Below are 20,405 nucleotides of genomic sequence, written 5' to 3' on the forward strand. Positions count from 1 at the left end.
TCTCCTCCGCTGGGGCGATGGGCAAAGTTGTACCCCCTCCCCGCGCGGAGCCGGGTGAGCCCGGCCCGCGTCCACCCCCGCTCCTCCCCGATGCCGCCGCACCCCTTGCCTGATGACCCGTCAGATACCAGCATGGGCCCCGCCCGCATCTTTGACGGACCGTCAGATCTAGGGAGTCGGCCATGGTGGTCTACGGCATGCAGCTGCCCGTCCAGTCGCAGAGCACCCTCTACGCGGAGGGCTGGGAGGCCGCCGCCGGGCCCGACGATCTCGTCGCCGTCGCCCGGGCCGCCGACGCGCACGGCTACGACTACATCGCGAGCTGCGACCACATCGCCATCCCGCGGCGGCTCGCCGGGGCGATGAGCACCATCTGGTACGACCCGGTCGCCACGCTCTCCTACCTCGCCGCCGCCACCGAGCGGGTCCGGCTGCTCTCGCACGTCGCCGTCGTCGGCCTGCGCCACCCGCTGGTCAGCGCCAAGGCGTACGCGACCCTCGACCACCTCTCCGGCGGGCGGCTCGTCCTCGGCGTCGGCGCCGGGCACGTGAAGGAGGAGTTCGACGCGGTCGGCGCCGACTTCGAGGGCCGCGGCGGGGTCCTGGACGAGACCGTGGACGCGCTGCGGGCCGCCCTCGGGCCCGAGGAGTTCCCCGAGCACCACGGCGAGCGCTTCTCCTTCGAGGGGCTCGGCATGCGGCCCCGGCCCGTCCAGGAGCGGATCCCGGTCTGGATCGGCGGCTCCTCGCCCGCCGCCGTGCGCCGGGCCGCCCTCAAGGGCGACGGCTGGCTGCCGCAGGGCGACCCGCGCCCCCGGCTCGCCGAGCAGATCGCGAAGCTGCGCGGGCTGCGCGAGGCCGCCGGGATCGAGGCCCCGATCACCGTCGGCGCCATCACCGAGGCGCTGTACGTCGGCGAGCCCGGCTGGGAGACCGGCCGGCGCACCCTGAGCGGCAAACCGGAGGCGCTGGCCGAGTCGCTGCGCGCGTACGGCGAGATGGGCGTGCACCAGATCCAGGTCCGGTTCCGCTCCCGGAGCCGTACCGAACTCACCGACCAGATGGCCGCGTTCGCGACCGAGGTCGCCCCGCTCATATGACCGCTGATGTAGGGCACGACACCAGGAGGACGGACATGGGCAAGCTGGACGGACGCGTCGTCGTCATCACCGGCGCCGCGCGCGGGCAGGGCGAGCAGGAGGCGCGGCTCTTCGCCGCCGAGGGGGCCCGGGTGGTCCTCGGGGACGTCCTGGACGACCAGGGCGAGGCGCTCGCCAAGGAACTGGGCGCGGACCGCGCGGTCTACGTCCACCTCGACGTGACCAGCGAGGACGAGTGGCGGGCCGCGGTGGCCACCGCCAAGGAGCGGTTCGGCCGGATCGACGGCCTGGTCAACAACGCGGGCATCCTGCGCTTCAACGAGCTGGTGTCCACCCCGCTGGACGAGTTCCAGGCGATGGTCCAGGTCAACCAGATCGGCTGCTTCCTGGGCATCCGCACGGTCGCCCCGGAGATCGAGGCGGCCGGCGGCGGCACGATCGTCAACACCGCCTCGTACACCGGGGTCACCGGCATGGCCGGGGTCGGCGGCTACGCGGCGACCAAGCACGCCGTGCTCGGGCTCACCCGGGTCGCCGCGCTCGAACTCGCCCCCAAGGGCATCCGGGTCAACGCGGTCTGCCCGGGCGCGATCGACACCGCGATGAGCAACCCGGAGGGCGTCGACCCGGCGGCCACCGCCGAGCTCTACCGCAGCCTGGTGCCGCTCGGCCGGATCGGCAGGCCCGAGGAGGTGGCGGCCCTCGCGCTGTTCCTGACCGGCGAGGACTCCTCGTACATCACCGGCCAGCCGTTCGTGATCGACGGCGGCTGGCTCGCCGGGGTCAAGCTTTTCTGACGCTTCATCAGCTATTGACCGCGCCGTCCGCGCGGTGCGACAGTCGGGCACATCAACTGATCTGACGGTTCGTCAGAAACCATCAAGGGCGGTGAACTTCCTTGGAATTCGGGATCTTCGTACAGGGATACGTCGGCAAGCGCGCCGAGACCGATCCCGAAGCCGAGCACAAGGCCCTGCTGGAGGAGACCGAGTACGTCATCCAGGCGGACAAGTCGAACTTCAAGTACGCCTGGGCCTCCGAGCACCACTTCCTGGAGGAGTACTCGCACCTCTCCGCCAACGACGTCTACCTCGGCTACCTCGCGCACGCCACCGACCGCATCCACCTCGGCTCCGGCATCTTCAACCCGCTGGCCCAGGTCAACCACCCGGTCAAGGTCGCCGAGAAGGTCGCCATGCTCGACCACCTCTCCGGCGGACGCTTCGAGTTCGGCTCCGGCCGCGGCGCGGGCTCGCACGAGATCCTCGGCTTCTTCCCGGGCATCACGGACATGAACCACACCAAGGAGATCTGGGAAGAGACCATCGCCGAGTTCCCCAAGATGTGGCTCCAGGAGGAGTACGAGGGGTTCCAGGGCAAGCACTGGTCGCTGCCGCCGCGCAAGATCCTGCCCAAGCCGTACGGCAAGTCCCACCCGGCCATGTGGTACGCGGCGGGCTCCCCCGCCTCCTACGCCATGGCCGGCAAGAAGGGCCTCGGCGTGCTCGGCTTCAGCGTCCAGAAGGTCTCCGACATGGAGTGGGTCGTCGAGTCCTACAAGAACGCGATCAAGGAGGCCAAGGCGGTCGGCGACTTCGTCAACGACAACGTCATGGTCACCTCCACCGCGATCTGCGCCGAGACCCACGAGAAGGCCGTCGAGATCGCCGTCGGCGGCGGCCTCAACTACCTCCAGTCGCTGCTCTTCCGCTACCACGACACCTTCCCGCGGCCCGAGGGCATCCCCGAGTGGCCCGAGCTGCTCCCGGAGTACTCCGCCGAGATCATCGAACTCCTCATCGCCGAGGAGCTGATGATCTGCGGCGACCCGACCGAGGTGCTCGCCCAGTGCAAGCGCTGGGAGCAGGCGGGCGCCGACCAGCTGTCCTTCGGACTGCCGATCGGCATCTCCTACGAGGACACGATGAACTCGATCAAGCTGATCGGCGAGCACGTGATCCCGAAGATCGACACCGACCCGGTCCACCGCACCACCCGCTTCCGGCAGGCCGCGGGCAGCTGACCGGGGCAGGCCCCAGGGGGTGCCCCGCCGACCGGGCCCGCCCGGCAACGATCGGCGGCTCACCCCCCAGGAGCGCGGGGCGGTGTCTTCCCGGACCGCCGTCCCCGCCACCCGCCCCGGACCGGGGGCCGTTCCGCGGCGACCCCCGGTCCGGGGCGCACCCCTGTCCACGTACAGAAAGGGAACGGATCGCCATGCTCGACCACCTGATCAAGGGCGCCACCGTCGTGGACGGCACCGGTGCCCCCGCCTTCACCGCCGACGTCGGCATCCGTGACGGGCGGATCGCGGTCGTCGCCGCGCCGGGGACGGTCGCCGAGGAGGCCCGTACGACCGAGGACGCCGCCGGACTCGTGCTCACGCCCGGGTTCGTCGACCCGCACACCCACTACGACGCCCAGCTGTTCTGGGACCCGTACGCCACCCCCTCCATGAACCACGGCGTCACCACCGTCGCGGGCGGCAACTGCGGCTTCACCCTCGCCCCGCTCCACCCCGACCGGCCCGAGGACGCCGACTACACCCGCCGGATGATGTCCAAGGTCGAGGGCATGGCGCTCGCCGCCCTGGAGGACGGCGTCGACTGGAGCTGGTCCTCGTTCGCCGAGTACCTCGACGCTCTCGACGGCCGGATCGCCGTCAACGCCGGTTTCATGGTGGGCCATTGCGCGCTGCGCCGGTACGTGATGGGCGCCGACGCGGTCGGCGGCCAGCCCACCCCCGAGCAACTGGACCGGATGACCGCCCTGCTGGGCGAGGCCATGGCCGCCGGGGCCTGGGGCCTGTCCACCACCCAGTCGTCCACCCACTCCGACGGCGACGGCGCGCCCGTCGCCTCCCGGCACGCCCTGCCCGCCGAACTCATCGCCCTGTCCAAGACGGTCGGCGAGCACGAGGGCACCCAGATCGAGGCGATCGTCGCGGGCTGCCTCGACCAGTTCTCCGACGCCGAGATCGACCTCTTCGTCGAGATGAGCGCCGCCGCCGGACGCCCGCTCAACTGGAACGTCCTCACCATCGACGCCAAGGTCCCCGAGCGGGTCCCGCGCCAGCTGCTCGCCTCCGAACGGGCCCGCAAGTCCGGCGGCCGGATCGTCGCCCTCACCATGCCGATCCTCACCCCCATGAACATGTCGCTCGGCACCTTCTGCGCCCTCAACCTCATCCCCGGCTGGGGCGAGATACTCGGCCTGCCGCTGACGGAGCGGATCGCGAAGCTGCGCGACCCCGACGTGCGCGCCGAGATGCTGCGCCGCGCCGACTCCAAGGAGGCCGGGGTCTTCCGGCGGCTCGCGCACTTCGCCCGGTACGTCATCGGGGACACCTACAGCCGCGAGAACGAGGGCCTGAGCGGCCGGGTCGTCGGCGACATCGCCGCCGAGCGCGGCCAGGACGCCTTCCAGTGCCTGGTCGAGATCTGCGCCAACGACGAACTGCGCACGGTCCTGTGGCCGATGCCCACCGACAACGACCCGGCCTCCTGGGCGCTGCGCGCCGAGACCTGGCAGCACGAGGACGTCATGCTCGGCGGCTCCGACGCGGGGGCCCATCTGGACCGGATGTGCGGGGCGCCGTACACCACCCGCTTCCTCGGCGACTGCCTGCGCGGCCGCCGGCTCGTCCCCCTGGAGCAGGCCGTGAAGATGCTCAGCGACGACCCGGCCCGGCTGTTCGGGCTGCGCGAGCGCGGCCGGATCGCCGAGGGCTTCCACGCCGACCTGGTCCTCTTCGACCCCGAGCGGATCGACGCGGGCCCGGCGACGCTGGTGCACGACCTGCCGGGGGACAGCCCGCGGCTCGACTCGCGCGCGGTCGGCATCGTGTCGGTGCGGGTCAACGGCGTGGAGACGGTACGGGACGACGAGATCACCGGTGCGGTGCCCGGCCGGGTGCTGCGCTCGGGCCGCGACACGAGGACGGTGAGCACCCGATGACGGATGCGCCCAGCGACCAGGACCCGCGTACGGAACAGCTGTACATCGACGGGGCCTGGGTGGCGCCCGACGGCGGCCACTACGAGGTGATCGACCCGGCGACCGAGGAGGTCGTGGGGTACGCGCCCGAGGCGTCCCGGGCGCAGGTGTACGAGGCGGCGGAGGCGGCCAGGGCGGCCTTCGCGACCTGGTCGCGGACCAGGCCCGAGGAGCGGGCCGCGATCCTGGACCGGGCCGCCGACCTGATGGCCAGGGACGCCGACGCCAACACCGCGCTCGCCCGGGCCGAGACCGGCGCCACCACCGGCACCGCGCGCGGGATGCAGGTCGCGGTCGGCGCCTCCCGCTTCCGGCGCTACGCGCGCGGCGCCCTCGAACCCGTCGAGCAGGCGCTGCCGCCGCAGATCAACGAGGCCGGGCCGATGGGGAAGGCCGGGGTGTTCGGGGCGGTGGCGGTACGGCGCCCGGTGGGCGTGGTCACCTGCATCACCTCGTACAACAACCCCTGGGCGAACCCGGCCGGGAAGATCGCCCCGGCGCTCGCCATGGGCAACACGGTGGTGGTGAAGCCCGCCCCGCAGGACCCGCTGTCGGTGTACGCGATGACCCGCTGCCTCGCGGAGGCCGGGGTCCCGGCCGGAGTGGTCAACGTGGTCACCGGCTCGGCCCCGGCCGTCGGCGAGGCCGCCGTCGACGCCCCGGCCGTCGACATGGTGTCCTTCACCGGCTCCACGGCGGTCGGCCAGGCCATCGGCGAGGTCTGCGGGCGGCAGCTGAAGCGGCAGCTGATGGAGCTGGGCGGCAAGGGCGCGGCGCTCGTCCTCGACGACGCCGACCTGGACTCCGCCACCATGGGCATCGGCACCACCTTCTCCTTCTACAGCGGCCAGATCTGCACCGCGCCCACCCGGGTGCTCGCCCAGCGCGGGATCTACGAGCGGCTGGTCGAGAAGCTGGCCGCGTACACCGGCTATCTGAAGGTCGGCGCCCCGGCGGAGCGCGGCACGGTCGTCGGCCCGGTGATCTCGGCGGCGCACCGCGACCGGATCGAGTCGTACGTGGAGTTGGGCCGCAAGGAGGGCGCCCGAGTGGTGGTGGGCGGCGAGCGGCCCACCGGGCCCGGCCTCGACCGCGGCTTCTACGTGGCGCCGACGCTGCTCGCGGACTGCGCCAACGAGATGCGGGTGGTGCGGGAGGAGATCTTCGGCCCGGTGGTCGTGGTGGTGCCCTTCGACGACGAGGAGGAGGGGATCGCGCTCGCCAACGACAGCGACTACGGACTGATCGACTACGTCTGGTCCGGCGACGTGGCCCGCGCTTTCCGCATCGCGGGCCGGCTGCGGGCGGGCGGGGTCGGCGTGAACACGATCGGCCGCAACATGGAGGCGCCGTTCGGCGGCTTCAAGAAGAGCGGGGTGGGCCGGGACGTCGGTTCGTACGCGCTGCACGCCTACAGCGAGCTGCAGGCGGTGGTCTGGCCGGGCTGACGGCACGTTCCGCACGGGATGCCCGGCGCCGGTCCGGCGCCTTCCCGGCGCCCGTCCGGCCCTGGCGCGCCGGGCCGCTCGGCTCCGGCGGGTGAGCGGTCCGGCACGCTCCCGTACCGGCCGGAAAATTCTTCGGGAAAATTTGGAAACGGACATTCCGGGCACTGCTGCGGTTCCCGCATATCGGACACTCGGCGCCGGGCCTACCGCTTGGTCGGTCGGGCCCGGTCGTCGATCTTTCAATCACTGGCGGGTGTCCGGATTTCGCCTCTCAATGCAAGGCGATGATCGATCAAGTGAGCGGACGTTGATCTTCCGGATGTGGAAACCGCAGCACTTAACGTCCTGTTCATGACTCAGGTGGACATACGGCCCCAGGCCGGAGACACGGTAAGGGGCGCCACCGCCCCGGGCGACACGCAGGGCGTGCGCACCAAGGGACTCGGCGGAAACTCCGTCGGGCTCCTCGGCAGCGCCGTGATCGGCATCTCCACCGTCGCCCCCGTCTACTGCCTGACCTCCACCCTCGGCTCCACCGCCGGTGAGGTCGGCCTGCAGATGCCCGCCGTGTTCCTCGCGGGCTTCCTGCCGATGCTCCTGGTCGCCTTCGCGTACCGCGAGCTCAACAAGGTCATGCCGGACTGCGGCACCTCCTTCACCTGGACCGTGAAGGCGTTCGGCCCCAAGGTCGGCTGGATGTGCGGCTGGGGCCTGGTGATCGCCACGATCATCGTGCTCTCCAACCTGGCCGGCGTCGCCACCTCGTACTTCTGGCTGCTCGCCGGGGAGATCACCAACAACCCCTCGGTCGGCGCCCTGGACGACAACAAGGCCGTCCACATCGTCACCTGCCTGGCGCTCATCGCCGCGGCCACCGCGATCAGCTACCGCGGCATGACCGCCACCAAGGGCGTGCAGTACACCCTCGTCGGCCTCCAGCTGCTCGTCCTCGCCGTGTTCGTCGGGATGGCGCTGTCGAAGGCGGGCGACTTCGAGACCTCGGTCAGCTTCTCCTGGTCCTGGATGAACCCCTTCGCGGTGCAGTCGTTCGCCGCGTTCACCGCCGGACTCTCGCTGTCGATCTTCATGTACTGGGGCTGGGACGCCTGCCTGACCGCGAACGAGGAGACCACCGGCTCCACCAAGACGCCGGGCCGCGCCGCCCTCATCGCGATGGTCGTCCTGGTCGGCTCCTACCTGGCCACCGGCATCGCCGCCCAGATGGTCGTCGGCTCCGGCGACCAGGGCCTCGGCCTGGCCAACCCGGAGACCTCCGACAACGTCTTCGCCGCCCTCGCGGGCCCCGTCATGGGCCCCGGCCTCGGCATCCTGCTCTTCGTCGCGGTGCTCGCCTCCGCCGCCGCCAGCCTCCAGACCACCTTCATCCCGGTGGCCCGCACGGTCCTGGCGATGTCGGCGTACGAGGCACTGCCCCCGTCCTTCGCCAAGGTCCACCCGAAGTTCAAGACCCCCGGCAAGGCGACCGTCGTGGCGGGCGTCGCGACCGGCGCCTTCTACACGGTGATGACCCTGCTCAGCGAGCACGTGCTGGTCGACACGATCTACGCGCTCGGCCTGATGATCTGCTTCTACTACGCGCTGACCGCCTTCGCCTGCGTCTGGTACTTCCGCCGCGAGCTCACCCGCACCCCCCGCGACCTGGTCTTCAAGGGCCTGTTCCCGCTGGTCGGCGGAGTGCTCCTGGCGGCGGTGTTCGCGAAGACGCTGTACGACATGTGGGACCCGGCCTACGGATCCGGCTCGGCCGTGTTCGGCGTCGGCTCGGTGTTCGTGATCGGCGTCGGACTGCTGCTGCTCGGCGTGGTGATCATGCTGGTGATGCGCACCAAGAGCCCCGCGTTCTTCCGGGGCGAGGTGCTCACCAAGGAGACCCCGTCGCTGGTCGTCGAGGACTGATGGACTTCTCGAACGGCCGGTGATGGACAGCGGCGAGGTGGCGGGCCCGTGGGGGGTCCCGCCACCTCGTCTTTTTGCCTCGGGGGGCGCGGTCAGTGCTGCCCGGGGAGCAGCCCGCTGACCAGCTTGTTGGCGCCCGGCATCTGCTGGGCGACCGCGGCGGGCGCCTCCTTCGGGTTCAGCACCCCGCTCAGCGGCACCACCGAGGGCAGGTTGGCGCCCCCGGTGTCGGCGGCGGCGGTCCCGGCGGCAGCGGCGGTGAGGCCGCCCGCGACGGCGAGGGTGGTGAGGGCGGCGGCGGTGAGGATCTTCTTCATGCCGCACCAACGCGGCCCCGGCGGGGCCGGTTACGCGGCCCGTCCCCCGGACGGTCCAGCGCCGCCGGGCCCGTTCCGTGTATACGGAGCCCATGCAGAGTGAGAACACGCGTACGGGCGCGGGCGCGGGAGCGGGCGCGGACACCGGTACGGCCCTGGAGTGGTCGCTCCGTCCGGCGCGCCCCGAGGACGTGACGGCCGTCGCCGAGCTCAAGGCGGTGGTGATGCGGGACGACCTGACCCGGCTCGGCCGCTACGACGAGGTACGGGTGCGGCAGCGGCTGCGGGACGAGTTCCGGCCCGAGCACACCTGGCTGATCGAGCTCGCGGGCGGCTTCGCGGGCTCGGTGGCCTTCGGCCCCCACCCGCCCGCTGCCGGCCACCACCTGGAGCACTTCTACCTGGCCCGCGAGGCCCAGGGCCGGGGCCTCGGCACGGCGGTGCTGCGCGGCCTGCTCGACCGGGCCGACGCGGAGCGGGTGCCGGTGCGGCTCACCGTGCTGCGGGGGAGCGCGGCCCGGCGGCTCTACGAGCGGATGGGGTTCACGGTCGAGTCGGAGGACCCGATCGACATCCGGATGGTGCGGGCGGTGCCGGAGGTGCGGGAGCCGGGGCGGTAGGGCCCGCTGTCTTCGGACCCGGCCCCGGCCCGGGGGCGTCACCAGCCGGCGCCCGCGGGCTGCCGGGTGGTGACGTTGATCCGGTTGAACAGGTTGGTGACGCCGACCATCAGGACGATCGAGGCCAGCTGCTTCTCGTCGTAGAAGTCGGCGGCGGCGTCCCACACCTCGTCCGGCACCGCGTCCGAGCTGTCGGCCAGCCGGGTCGCCGCCTCGGCGAGCGCGAGCGCGGCCCGCTCCTCGTCCGAGAAGTACGGCGTCTCCCGCCACGCGGCGACCGACCACAGCTGCTCGTCGCTCACCCCGGCCTTCCGCGCCCCCTTCGCGCCGAAGTCCACGCAGAACCCGCAGTTGTTGATCTGGCTGGCCCGCAGATGCACCAGTTCGAGGGTGGACTCCGGCACCCCGCCCTGCTTGGCGGCCTTCAGCAGCCCCATGATCGCGGGCAGGGCGCCGGGCAGGACGGAGGTGGGGTTGCTCATCCGGGCGGTGGGGACGTGGGTGCTGCTCATGGGGATCGCTCCTCGCGCTGTGAGGGCCGCTCGTGTCGGCCGCTGTGCGGTTGCCTTCGATGCACTGACGGAGCGCGCGAGGAGTGTGTGACCGGTCCGGCGGGATTTCCCGAAGTTTTTTTCACGGACCGCCGGACGGGCCCCCGTTCCGGTCAGTCCCGGTCCGCCGCCAGGAACACCGGGTTCGTGAACGCCATCAGCGCGCCCGGCAGGGGCGGGGCCGTCACCGGGTGGCGGAGCTCGGCGCGGACGTACGTGGCGTTCGCCGCCGTCGTCGTCCAGGTGGCCTCGGCCCCGCCCTCCGCCGGGAGGGTGGTGGTGAACAGGACGCCCTGGTCGGTGACGAGCCGGGCGGTGCGGCCCGGGGCGCCGGTGACGCGGAGGCGGGCGGTGACCGGCTCGTCGGTGCGGCGGACGGTGAGGCGTTCGCCGAGACCGGCCGAGCGGCCGCGGGCGTCGGTGAGGGTGAAGTCCAGGGCGACGGACGACGACTCGGCGACGTACGACCGCCCCGCCCGCAGCCCCGCCAGGACCGCCGCCCGGCTCAGCTCGTCCGCCAGCACCACGGTCTGCGGCATGCCGACCCGGTCCGGATCCCGGTGCGCGTCACTGTTCCCCATCGCCGGGGTCCACTTCCCCTGGACCAGCGCCCCGTCCCAGCCCGCCAGGGCGACCTCGTCGTCCGGCGTGTAGGGCCCGTTCCAGACCTCCACCGCGTCCGCGTCGCCGAAGCCGAACTTCCAGGCGCAGCCGATGCAGGTGGCCTGCGGGTGGGCCGGGACGACCAGGCCCCCGGCTCTGCGGATCTCGCGGGCGAAATGGCCGAAACGGTTCTCCCGGGCCCGGTAGCGCCAGTCCACGAACGTCCCCGGCGCCGTGCCGAGCGCCAGCACATGGCCGTTGCGGGTGGTGACCTCCTCGCCGAGCAGCACCAGCAGGTCGTCGCCCGCCGTCTCCGCCCACGCGCCGTGCCCGGCATGGGTGTTGTGCTCGGTGCCCACGATGAAGTCGAGCCCCGCCGCCCGGGCCAGCGCGGCGACCTCGGCGGGGGTGCGGCGGCCGTCGGAGTGCACCGTGTGCAGATGGCAGTCGCCCCGGTACCAGGCCCTGCCCCGCCCCCTCGCCCGCTCCGGCGGGTACACCGGCCGCACCACGGGCGCGGCGGGCCCGAGCCGCAGGGTGACGGTCACCGTGTAGTCGAGACCCTGCGGGGCGACGGTGTACGGGCCGAGGGCCACGAACCAGGTCCCGGCCCGTACCGGCCCGGCCACATAGCCGGGCGTCGCCGCGTCGGCCCGGACGAAGAACTCGCTGCGCGCGCCCCCGGACCAGCCCCGGAAGCCGCGCCCGCCGAGCTCGGTGCCGCGCTGGTCGAAGAGGCCGATGTCGAGGGCGTTGCCCTGGGTGCCTGGCGGCACGGCGGGCCGCTCGTAGCGGTAGGCCACATGGAGCTCGCGCACGCCGTGCGGCAGTTCCACCGGCAGATAGACGAAGTCGGGGGAGCCGGGCGGCAGCGTGCCGCTCACGGTACGGGTCAGGACGTCGCCGGAGTCGTCGGCGGCGTCGGCCTGGGCGAAGCTCACGGTGCCCAACGTAAACGCGGTCGCGGCGCCCGTCATGAGGAGCGCGCGTCGGGTCGTATCCGTCATGCGCACGACTGTCCCGCGCGTGCGTGAACGACGGGACAACGGGACACCGCCCGAGGGCAGCCCCTCGGCCGGTTTCCGCCCCCGCGCGCCAGGGAGCCAGGTCCCGGCTTCCCCCCGTACCGGCCCATACCGGCCCCCGCCCCGCCCCACTCCGTACCGCCCGGTATCCCGCCCCGTCACACCCCTCGGAAAACCGCGCCGCACCGCCTACCGTGCCGCTATGCGGATCTCGACCACGATCTTCCTGACCGACGAGACCATCTCCCCGGTGCGCCTCGCCCGCGAGCTGGAGCAGCGCGGCTTCGCCGGGCTCTATCTGCCCGAGCACACCCACATCCCGGTCTCCCGGGACACCGACTACCCGGCCGGGGGCGAGCTGCCCCGTGAGTACGGCCGGACCCTCGACCCCTTCGTGGCCCTCGGCCAGGCCGCCGCCGTGACCGAACGGCTGCTGCTCGGCACCGGCATCACGCTGGTCGTCGAGCACGACCCGATCGCCCTGGCCAAGCAGATCGCCACCCTCGACCACCTCTCCGGCGGGCGCTTCACGCTCGGCGTCGGCTTCGGCTGGAACCGCGAGGAGGCCGCCGACCACGGCGTCGACTGGCCCACCCGCCGCGAGCGGACCCGCTCCGCGATGCGGCTGATGCGCGCCCTGTGGGCGGCCGAACCCACCGCGTACGAGGGTGACTTCGGCCACTCCGTACGCGCCTCCGAGGCATGGCCGAAGCCGGCCGGCGGCGCACCCCGGATCCTGGTCGGCGGCGCGGCGGGCCCCAAGCTCTTCGACCACATCGCCGACTACGCGGACGGCTGGATGCCGATCGGCGGCCGCGGCCTGACCGAGACGCTGCCCGCCCTCCGCGAGGTCTGGCAGCGCGCGGGCCGCGCCCCGGAGTCCCTCCAGCTGGTCCCGTACGCGGTGCTGCCGAGCCCCGGCAAGCTCGCCCACTACGCGGAGCTGGGCTGCGAGGAGGTCGTGCTGCAGCTGCCGCCGGGGGACGAGAAGGAGGTCCTGGGGGTGCTGGACGCGTTCGCGCCGTACGTGGGGTGACCATTCCGTAATCCCGCTATAGTTCCACTATGGCATCGACGACGATCCAGGTCTCCAAGGAGACCCGCGACCACCTGGCCGCGCTCGCCACGGAGCGCGGCCTCACCCTCGGGCAGCTCGTCCAGCACCTGGCCGAACGGGAACCCACCAAGGCCCAGATCGCCGAACGGCTGAAGGCGGACCGGGACCACGCCCGCACGCTCCTGGACGTGGAGATGACGGACGAGGAGTTCGACAACGCTCCCGACGTCCTGGGCAACATCTACCGGCTCGCGGCGGAGAAGGTACGCACCGCGCGGGGCGAGGTCGCGTGATCATCCTCGACACCAGCGCCGTCCTGGCGCTGGCGGGGGGCCGTCACAAGGCCCTCATCGAGCTGGCCGCCAACATGGCCAGGACACCGGGCGACGCGTTGTGGGTGCCCGCGCTGTGCCTGGCCCAGGCCGAGTCGGAGGACGCGGGGGCGGGACGGGCGGCACTCACGTTCTCCACCGTCGCCGTCGATCCCCTCGACACCGTCGCCGCCGTCACGGTCGGCACCCTCGTCCGGGAGGGCTTCGGTGGCATCGACACCTGCCACGCCCTCTACTGCGCCTCCCCCCGCCCGCAGTTCACCGGCATGTCCATCCTCCTCACCGCCCACGAGGACCGCTACCCGCCGGGCATCGTCACCGTGGACATCGACGCCCCCGGGATACTGGGCCACCACTGACGGGTTCGGTGACCGTACCCGCTCGTATGCTCGTCGCATGACGGATCACCAGGCAGCACGCGACGCCCGTCCCACCGAGAACGCCATGCGCCGCGCGCTCAAGCGGGCCAGGGACGGGGTCGCGCTCGACGTGGGTGAGGCGGCCGTGCTGTTGCGGGCGCGGGGGGCCGATCTGGCCGACCTGGTCGCGACGGCCGGGCGGGTGCGCGACGCCGGGCTCGCCGCCGCCGGGCGGGCCGGGATCATCACGTACTCCAAGAGCGTCTTCATACCCCTCACCCGGCTCTGCCGGGACCGGTGCCACTACTGCACCTTCGTCACCGTCCCCGGCAAACTCCGCAAGGCCGGCCACGGGATGTTCATGACCCCCGACGAGGTCCTGGACATCGCCCGCAAGGGCGCCGAACTCGGCTGCAAGGAAGCCCTCATCACCCTCGGCGACAAGCCCGAGGACCGCTGGCCCGAGGCCCGCGAATGGCTCGACGCGCACGGCTACGACGACACCGTCGCGTACGTCAGGGCCATGTCGATCCGCATCCTCGAAGAGACCGGACTGCTGCCCCACCTCAACCCCGGGGTGCTGTCCTGGACCGACTTCCAGCGGCTCAAGCCCGTCGCCCCCAGCATGGGGATGATGCTGGAGACCACCGCCACCCGGCTGTGGAGCGAGCCCGGCGGCCCCCACCACGGCTCGCCCGACAAGGAACCCGCCGTCCGGCTCCGGGTCCTGGAGGACGCCGGACGCTCCTCCGTCCCCTTCACCAGCGGACTGCTCCTCGGCATCGGCGAGACCCACGAGGAACGCGCCGAATCCCTCTTCGCGCTCCGCCGGATCGCCCGCGCCTACCACGGCATCCAGGAACTCATCATCCAGAACTTCCGCGCCAAGCCCGACACGGCCATGCGCGGCATGCCCGACGCCGAACTCGACGACCTGGTCGCCACCGTCGCCGTCGCCCGCCTCATCATGGGCCCCAGCGCCTGCCTCCAGGCCCCGCCCAACCTGGTCGACGCCGAGTACGAGCGGCTGATCGCCGCCGGCATCGACGACTGGGGCGGCGTCTCCCCGCTCACCATCGACCACGTCAACCCCGAGCGCCCCTGGCCGCGCATCGAGGAACTCGCCGAGAAGTCCGCCGCCGCCGGGTTCGAACTGCGCGAACGCCTCTGCGTCTACCCCGAGTTCGTGCGCCGCGGCGAACCCTGGCTCGACCCCCGGCTGCTGCCGCACGTGCGCGCCCTCGCCGACCCCGCCACCGGCCTCGCCGACCCCGACGCCCCCGTCCGCGGCCTGCCCTGGCAGGAGCCCGACGAGGCGTTCACGGCCACCTCCAGCGGCCGCACCGAACTCCACGCCACCATCGACACCGAGGGCCGCACCGGCGACCGCCGCGAGGACTTCGACGACGTGTACGGGGACTGGGACGCGCTCCGCGAGGCCGCCGCGCCCGGCCTGGTGCCCGACGCCCGCGCGCCCGAGCGGATCGACACCGAGGTCCGCGAGGCCCTCGCGGTCGCCGCCGACGACCCGACCCGGCTCACCGACCCGCAGGCCCTCGCCCTGCTGCACGCCGAGGGCCCCGCGCTCGACGCGCTCTGCGGCGTCGCCGACGCCATCCGCGCGAGCGTCAACGGCGACACCGTCACCTACATCGTCACCAGGAACATCAACTTCACCAACGTCTGCTACACCGGCTGCCGGTTCTGCGCCTTCGCGCAGCGCCGCACCGACGCCGACGCCTACACCCTCTCCCTCGACCAGGTCGCCGACCGCGCCCAGCAGGCGTGGGAGGTCGGCGCCGTCGAGGTCTGCATGCAGGGCGGCATCCACCCCGACCTGCCCGGCACCGCCTACTTCGACATCGCCAAGGCGGTCAAGGCCCGGGTCCCCGGCATGCACGTGCACGCCTTCTCACCCATGGAGGTCGTCAACGGCGCCTCCCGCACCGGCCTCTCGATCCGCGAATGGCTCACCGCCGCCAAGGAGGCCGGGCTCGACTCGATCCCCGGCACCGCCGCCGAGATCCTCGACGACGAGGTCCGCTGGGTGCTCACCAAGGGCAAACTGCCCACCGCCACCTGGATCGAGGTCGTCAGGACCGCCCACGAACTGGGCATCCGCTCCTCGTCCACGATGATGTACGGGCATGTGGACCAGCCCCGGCACTGGCTCGGGCACTTCCGCACCCTGGCCGGCATCCAGCGGGAGACGGGCGGCTTCACCGAGTTCGTGACCCTGCCGTTCATCCACACCAACGCGCCGGTCTACCTCGCGGGCATCGCCCGCCCCGGCCCGACGGTCCGCGACAACCGGGCGGTCACCGCCATGGCCCGGGTGCTGCTGCACCCGTACATCCCCAACATCCAGACCAGTTGGGTCAAGCTCGGCACCGAGGGCGCCGCCCAGATGCTGCGCTCGGGCGCCAACGACCTCGGCGGCACGCTGATGGAGGAGACCATCTCCCGGATGGCCGGGTCGAGTTACGGCTCGTACCGGTCCATCAAGGACCTGGAGGCGATCGCCGAGGCGGCGGGCCGCCCGTCCCGTCCGCGCACCACCCTGTACGGGGAGGTGCCGGACGAGCGGCAGCGCGCGGCCCGGGCCTCGGACGGCCACCTGCCGCAGCTGCTGCCGCTCGTTGAGTAGCCATTCGGCGTGCTCAGCGAAAGTTGCGTTGCACCCGGCCACGGAGGGGCAGTCGGAGCTGGGTGTCGGACGTTACGATGACGCAAAACACTCACAAGGACAGCTGAGGTGTATTGATGCGGCCCCCCGTGATCGAGGCGATCAAGATTGAGAACTATCGGACGCTTCAGGACGTCGAGATCAAAAAACTCAAGCCGTTTTCTGTGCTAATTGGCCCCAATGGAAGTGGCAAGTCGACTCTTTTTGACGTCTTTGCTTTCATGGAGACTTCATTTAGCTTGGGTGTCAGGAACGCTTGGGATCAGCGGGGTGGTTTGCGGCAGCTTCGATCGCGGGGGCAGGGCGGGCCGATCGCTATTCAGATTTCATATCGAGAGGACCCTAGAGCGAAACTGCTCACGTATCGACTCGAGCTCGAGGAGGAGCGCGGAAGGCCAGTGGTGAGCCGAGAATGGTTGCGCTGGACAGCAGGGGCGGCTCAGGGGCGACCTCGTCATATTCTGGATTTCCGGAACGGGTCCGGATATGTAGTGGATGAGGAAACCGGGAAAAAGGCGGAAGAGGTCCTGGATGGTCCGGATAGGCTCGCCGTCAATGCTCTGGGGCAGTTCAAGTCCCACCCTAGAGTAGCGGCCCTTAGGCGATTCATCTCTGGTTGGTATCTCTCTTATCTTTCCGTAGCCGAGGAACGAAAGTCCCCCACGGCCGGACCTCAAGAGCGACTGTCTCAATCCGGTGATAATATCAGTAATGTTCTTCAGTATCTGAAGGAGAATCATCCGGACCGGCTCGGTTCAATTATGCATGCACTTCGTGCTACGGTTCCCACCCTGGAAGCGGTGGATTATGAGACGTCTCCTGACGGTCGACTCGTGCTGTTCATTAAGGACTCTCCGTTCGGAGACCCGGTGCTGGCCAGCAACGCATCCGACGGAACCCTGAAGCTCCTTTCGTACCTGACGCTGCTTCATGATCCGGCGCCAGCTCCGTTTATTGGGATCGAGGAGCCAGAGAATCATCTGTACAGCTCAGTTCTGCCTGGTTTGGCGCAGCAATGCCGGGTATCCAGTGAACGCTCTCAGGTTCTCGTCACCACTCATTCCTACGAATTTGTAGATGCCTGCAAGCCCGATGAGGTTATTGCGCTCTATCGTGCCGAGGATGGTTATACCAGGGTTGTCAGGCCAAGTGCGCTCCCACTTGTCGCGGACATGCTCGATAGCGGTGCACTTCTGGGATCTTTGTGGCAGGAAAACTACTTCAGTGAACTCCCTGAGCCGAAGACTCCCACCATTGAGCTCGGTGGGCTTGGGTGAAAATGAAGAATCAGAAGGGCGTGAACCGGAGCGCAGTCGTTCTGCTCGAAGTTTTGGTGGAGGAGGAATCGGCTGCCGAGGCGATCCGTCCGCTGCTCAGGAGAATCCTCGAAGGGTGCCAGGTGAAGATCGGTATTCGGCAGTTCCGGGGGAAGCCTGATCTTCTCAAGAAGCTACCAGAGCGACTCCAGGGATATGCTGCAGCTCGACGACGGGGGGAAGACGTTCGTGTCATCGTCTTGCTGGATCGAGATAATGACGAGTGCGTTGCGCTAAAGGCGCGCCTCGATGAAATCGCCTTAAAGAGCGGGATGCGACCGCGGAGTGGAGTCGATTCAGGTGAGGCCTTCCATGTCTTGAATCGCATTGCGGTGAGGGAGTTGGAGAGTTGGTACTTCGGTGACTGGGCGGCTGTAAGGAAAGGTTTCCCGAAGGTTCCGCCGGATCCCCCAAGGAGCTACAGGGGGGATCCGGACAGAGCCTCTGGTAAGTGCTCCGACGCCTTCGAGAACGTCCTGTTTTCCAGTGGTATCAGGATAGCTTCAAAGCCTGAATGGGGCCGCAGGATCGGGCCTCATCTCAGTCTGGAAAGCAACAGGTCTCCGAGCTTCCTTGCTTTCGTTTCAGGCGTGAGAGCGATCGTTTCAGCTTGAGGGGTCAGCCGACCAGCAGCTCGCGCTTGAGGTCGGCGACCTCCTGGCGGTTCAGGCCCACGCCCTGCTTCAGGTACGAGTTGAACGAGCCGAACTTCGCCTCGACCTCCGCGAAGCTCGCGTTCAGGTACGGGGCGCGCACGTCGAGCATCGGCTTGTAGACCGCGGCCTGGGCGGGCGGCAGGTGCGACAGGACGGCCTCGTTGGCGGCGGCCCGGTAGGTGTTGCTGGCCAGGTAGTCGGCCATCACCGTGTCACGGTCGACGCCGAGCGCGGTCAGCAGCGCCGCGTTCGACCAGCCGGTGCGGTCCTTGCCCGCGGTGCAGTGGAACAGGACCGCGCCGCGGCCGCCGTCGGCGATGTCGTCGAAGACCGCGGAGTACGCGGTCTGCGCGGTGTCACCGCTGACCATGAAGCGGTTGCCCTCGACCATCATGGCCTCGGCCTCGGCCGGGGACTTCGGCATCCCGTTGAAGGTGCCGGTGCCCGCGAGCACGTCGGCGACCTTGTAACGGGCACCGGCCGGGACGCGGTCCGGGGCCGAGGTGCGCTCGGACTGCATCCGCAGGTCGTAGACGGTGGCGATGCCGAGGCGCTTCAGCTTGGCCAGGTCGGTCTCGGTGAGCTTGTCGAGCGCGTCGGAGCGGTAGACCTCGCCCATCTTCACCCAGTGGCCGTCCTGGGTGCGGTAGCCGCCCGCGTCGCGCAGGTTGACCGTGCCCTGGGTGCGGACCAGCCGGTCGGCCAGGCGCAGCGAGCCGCCGCGCTCGGGCACCAGGTCGAAGAAGCGGCGGTCGGCGGCGGCCAGGCCGCGCACGGTGACGGTGCCGGCGGCGCCGCCGCGGGCCACGGTGCGGCCCTCGGTGCGGATCGCGACGGAACGCACGCCCGGCGCCTTCCAGGTGATGGTGAAGGTGCCGGCGGTGGCGTCCTCGGTCACGGTCGCGGCGGTGAAGGGGATCCGCCGGCCGTGGCCCTGCTGCTGGCCGTGGCCGTGGTCGCGGTCGAAGGAGTGCGCGGAAGCGGTGGCCGGGGCCGCGAGGCCCAGGAGGAGGGCGGCGGCGAGCGCGGCGGAGGAAGTCTTTACTCGTGTCACGGGGGTCATGGCGCGGATCGTTCAGCCCGACCAGAAACTTGAGGTGAACTCCGCTCAAAAGTGGACTGAAGGGCGACCGATCACATAACGTTCCGGCCCCCGAACGAGCGCATCCGGTCTATTACAGTGCTCGGCAGACCGCTGGGTACGGGTCGTGCGGGAGGTTCACGTCGAGGCGCGGACCGGCCGCCACGGTCCGTGCCGCTCGTACGGGGGGAGGGCACGTCGTGACCACCACAGCCGCGGCCGTGTGGGGCCGCACCGAACAGCAGGACTTCCGCTCGCGGGTGCGCGGCTGTCTGCTCGGCGGGGCGGTCGGCGACGCGCTCGGCGCGGGCGCCGCCGGACGCCCGCTGGCCGCGCTGCGCGCCGCCCACGGCCCCGAGGGCCTGACCGAGCTCGCCCCCGCCTTCGGGCGGCGCGGCGCCGTCACCGCCGCCACCCAGATGTCCCTGTTCACCGTGGACGGTCTGATCCGCGCCCAGGTCCGCCGGGACACCGGCGCCTGGCATCCGCCGACCGACGTGCACCGGGCCCATCTGCGCTGGGCCGCGACGCAGCGCGACTGGGGCCCGGACGAGCGCCGCCGCGATCTGGGCTGGCTGGCGGGCGAGGAGTGGCTGTACGCCCGCAGGGACCCGGCGAAGGCGTGTCTGACCGGGCTCGGCGACGAGGTGCTCGGCACCCTGGACCGGCCCAAGAACCCGGGTGCGGCGGACAGCGGGGCGCTGGTCCGCTCGGCGCCGTTCGGCCTGCTGGTGGGCTGGGAGCCGCAGTTGGTGTGCCAGCTCGCGGTGGAGTGCGCGGCGCAGACCCACGGCGACCCGGCCGGGCACCTCGCGGCCGGTGCGGTCGCGGTCGTGGTGCACGGGCTCGCCCGGGGCGGCGGTGTGGACGCCGCCGTGCTGGTGGCGATCGACCAGTTGTCCGCGCGGCCCGGCCATGAGCCGGTCACCGGGGCGCTGCGGGCCGCGCTGGCCGCCGTACGGGCGGGGAAGCCGGACGCGGAGCGGGTCACCGCGCTCGGGGCGGCCGAGGACCGGGCCGAGGGGCAGCTGGCGGCGGCCGTCTACTGCGCGATGGTCGGCGAGGACGTCCGGCACGGGCTGCGGCTGGCGGTCAACCACGACGGGCCCTCGGCGGCGACCGGCGCCGTGACCGGGGCGCTGCTCGGGGTCCTGCACGGCGAGACGGCCCTCCCGCCGGCCTGGGTGGCCGAACTGGAGGGCCGTGCGACGGTCCTTGAGCTGGCGGACGACTTCGCCATGGAGCTGACCCAGGGCCCGGCCCTGCACGGCCCGGCCGACACGGCCTCGGGCTGGCTGACCCGGTACCCGAGGACCTGACCGCCCCCGGCCGCACGGCCAG

18 protein-coding genes are annotated in these 20,405 nt (G+C 71.2%); 14 read left to right on the forward strand and 4 right to left on the reverse strand.

Annotated features, from left to right (window positions below; all coding sequences use genetic code 11):
- The first annotated feature begins 182 nt into the window (after positions 1–182).
- From ACIPXM_RS16635 to ACIPXM_RS16660, 6 genes are all read left to right on the forward strand, one after another.
- Entirely contained in the window at positions 183–1,100 is a 918-nt protein-coding gene (locus ACIPXM_RS16635; RefSeq protein ID WP_401655706.1) for an LLM class F420-dependent oxidoreductase, read from the forward strand.
- A gap of 35 nt (positions 1,101–1,135) precedes the next feature.
- Positions 1,136–1,897: an SDR family NAD(P)-dependent oxidoreductase gene (locus tag ACIPXM_RS16640; protein ID WP_401655708.1), complete on the forward strand. Its 762-nt coding sequence runs from the start codon at positions 1,136–1,138 to the stop codon at positions 1,895–1,897.
- 101 nt (positions 1,898–1,998) lie between these two features.
- Positions 1,999–3,123: an LLM class flavin-dependent oxidoreductase gene (locus ACIPXM_RS16645; protein ID WP_401655710.1), complete on the forward strand. Its 1,125-nt coding sequence runs from the start codon at positions 1,999–2,001 to the stop codon at positions 3,121–3,123.
- Positions 3,124–3,317: 194 nt separating this feature from the next.
- Positions 3,318–5,057 (forward strand): amidohydrolase family protein, encoded by a 1,740-nt coding sequence (locus ACIPXM_RS16650; RefSeq protein ID WP_401655712.1) that lies wholly within the window; start codon positions 3,318–3,320, stop codon positions 5,055–5,057.
- Positions 5,054–6,544 carry an aldehyde dehydrogenase family protein gene (locus ACIPXM_RS16655; RefSeq protein ID WP_401655714.1) on the forward strand — a complete coding sequence of 497 codons (1,491 nt, stop codon included), beginning with the start codon at positions 5,054–5,056 and terminating at the stop codon, positions 6,542–6,544. Before ACIPXM_RS16650 ends, ACIPXM_RS16655 begins: the two co-directional genes overlap by 4 nt.
- A gap of 351 nt (positions 6,545–6,895) precedes the next feature.
- Entirely contained in the window at positions 6,896–8,461 is a 1,566-nt protein-coding gene (locus ACIPXM_RS16660) for an APC family permease (RefSeq protein ID WP_401655716.1), read from the forward strand.
- A gap of 92 nt (positions 8,462–8,553) precedes the next feature.
- Here the strand turns inward: ACIPXM_RS16660 and ACIPXM_RS16665 are convergent, their stop codons facing one another.
- Positions 8,554–8,778: a hypothetical protein gene (locus ACIPXM_RS16665; RefSeq protein ID WP_401655718.1), complete on the reverse strand. Its 225-nt coding sequence runs from the start codon at positions 8,776–8,778 to the stop codon at positions 8,554–8,556.
- A 92-nt stretch (positions 8,779–8,870) separates the two neighbouring features.
- Here ACIPXM_RS16665 and ACIPXM_RS16670 point away from each other — a divergent pair, with 92 nt between their 5' ends.
- Positions 8,871–9,398 (forward strand): GNAT family N-acetyltransferase, encoded by a 528-nt coding sequence (locus ACIPXM_RS16670; protein WP_401655721.1) that lies wholly within the window; start codon positions 8,871–8,873, stop codon positions 9,396–9,398.
- A gap of 38 nt (positions 9,399–9,436) precedes the next feature.
- On the opposite strand, the gene ACIPXM_RS16675 is transcribed toward ACIPXM_RS16670, so the two are convergent.
- Both ACIPXM_RS16675 and ACIPXM_RS16680 read right to left on the reverse strand, forming a co-directional pair.
- Positions 9,437–9,910 (reverse strand): carboxymuconolactone decarboxylase family protein, encoded by a 474-nt coding sequence (locus ACIPXM_RS16675; RefSeq protein ID WP_401655723.1) that lies wholly within the window; start codon positions 9,908–9,910, stop codon positions 9,437–9,439.
- Between the two features lie 152 nt (positions 9,911–10,062).
- Positions 10,063–11,559, reverse strand: a complete 1,497-nt coding sequence (locus tag ACIPXM_RS16680) for a CehA/McbA family metallohydrolase (protein ID WP_401655726.1) — start codon at positions 11,557–11,559, stop codon at positions 10,063–10,065.
- A gap of 220 nt (positions 11,560–11,779) precedes the next feature.
- On the opposite strand from ACIPXM_RS16680, the gene ACIPXM_RS16685 reads away from it, so the two are divergent.
- The 6 genes from ACIPXM_RS16685 to ACIPXM_RS16710 all read left to right on the forward strand — a co-directional run bounded on the left by ACIPXM_RS16685 (position 11,780) and on the right by ACIPXM_RS16710 (position 17,941).
- Entirely contained in the window at positions 11,780–12,613 is an 834-nt protein-coding gene (locus tag ACIPXM_RS16685) for an LLM class F420-dependent oxidoreductase (RefSeq protein WP_401655728.1), read from the forward strand.
- Between the two features lie 29 nt (positions 12,614–12,642).
- Complete coding sequence (locus ACIPXM_RS16690; RefSeq protein WP_401655730.1) at positions 12,643–12,927, forward strand: hypothetical protein; 285 nt, start codon at positions 12,643–12,645, stop codon at positions 12,925–12,927.
- A complete protein-coding gene (locus ACIPXM_RS16695) occupies positions 12,924–13,325 on the forward strand; it encodes a hypothetical protein (protein ID WP_401655732.1) in 402 nt (133 codons plus the stop codon). The genes ACIPXM_RS16690 and ACIPXM_RS16695 overlap by 4 nt, the downstream gene beginning before the upstream one ends.
- Before the next feature lie 37 nt (positions 13,326–13,362).
- A complete protein-coding gene (locus ACIPXM_RS16700; RefSeq protein ID WP_401655734.1) occupies positions 13,363–15,972 on the forward strand; it encodes a bifunctional FO biosynthesis protein CofGH in 2,610 nt (869 codons plus the stop codon).
- Positions 15,973–16,100: 128 nt separating this feature from the next.
- The gene (locus tag ACIPXM_RS16705) at positions 16,101–17,288 is read left to right on the forward strand and encodes an AAA family ATPase (RefSeq protein ID WP_401655736.1); all 1,188 of its coding nucleotides are present in this window, start codon (positions 16,101–16,103) and stop codon (positions 17,286–17,288) included.
- A gap of 2 nt (positions 17,289–17,290) precedes the next feature.
- On the forward strand, positions 17,291–17,941 hold the full coding sequence (locus tag ACIPXM_RS16710; RefSeq protein ID WP_401655738.1) for a DUF4276 family protein: 651 nt from the start codon (positions 17,291–17,293) through the stop codon (positions 17,939–17,941).
- Between the two features lie 4 nt (positions 17,942–17,945).
- On the opposite strand, the gene ACIPXM_RS16715 is transcribed toward ACIPXM_RS16710, so the two are convergent.
- A complete protein-coding gene (locus tag ACIPXM_RS16715; RefSeq protein WP_401655740.1) occupies positions 17,946–19,046 on the reverse strand; it encodes a tyrosine-protein phosphatase in 1,101 nt (366 codons plus the stop codon).
- A gap of 218 nt (positions 19,047–19,264) precedes the next feature.
- Here ACIPXM_RS16715 and ACIPXM_RS16720 point away from each other — a divergent pair, with 218 nt between their 5' ends.
- Positions 19,265–20,383, forward strand: a complete 1,119-nt coding sequence (locus ACIPXM_RS16720; RefSeq protein ID WP_401655742.1) for an ADP-ribosylglycohydrolase family protein — start codon at positions 19,265–19,267, stop codon at positions 20,381–20,383.
- Positions 20,384–20,405: the final 22 nt, after the last annotated feature.

It is taken from the genome of Streptomyces sp. NPDC090025 (genome assembly GCF_044748125.1).
In the GTDB taxonomy this organism is placed as follows: domain Bacteria; phylum Actinomycetota; class Actinomycetes; order Streptomycetales; family Streptomycetaceae; genus Streptomyces.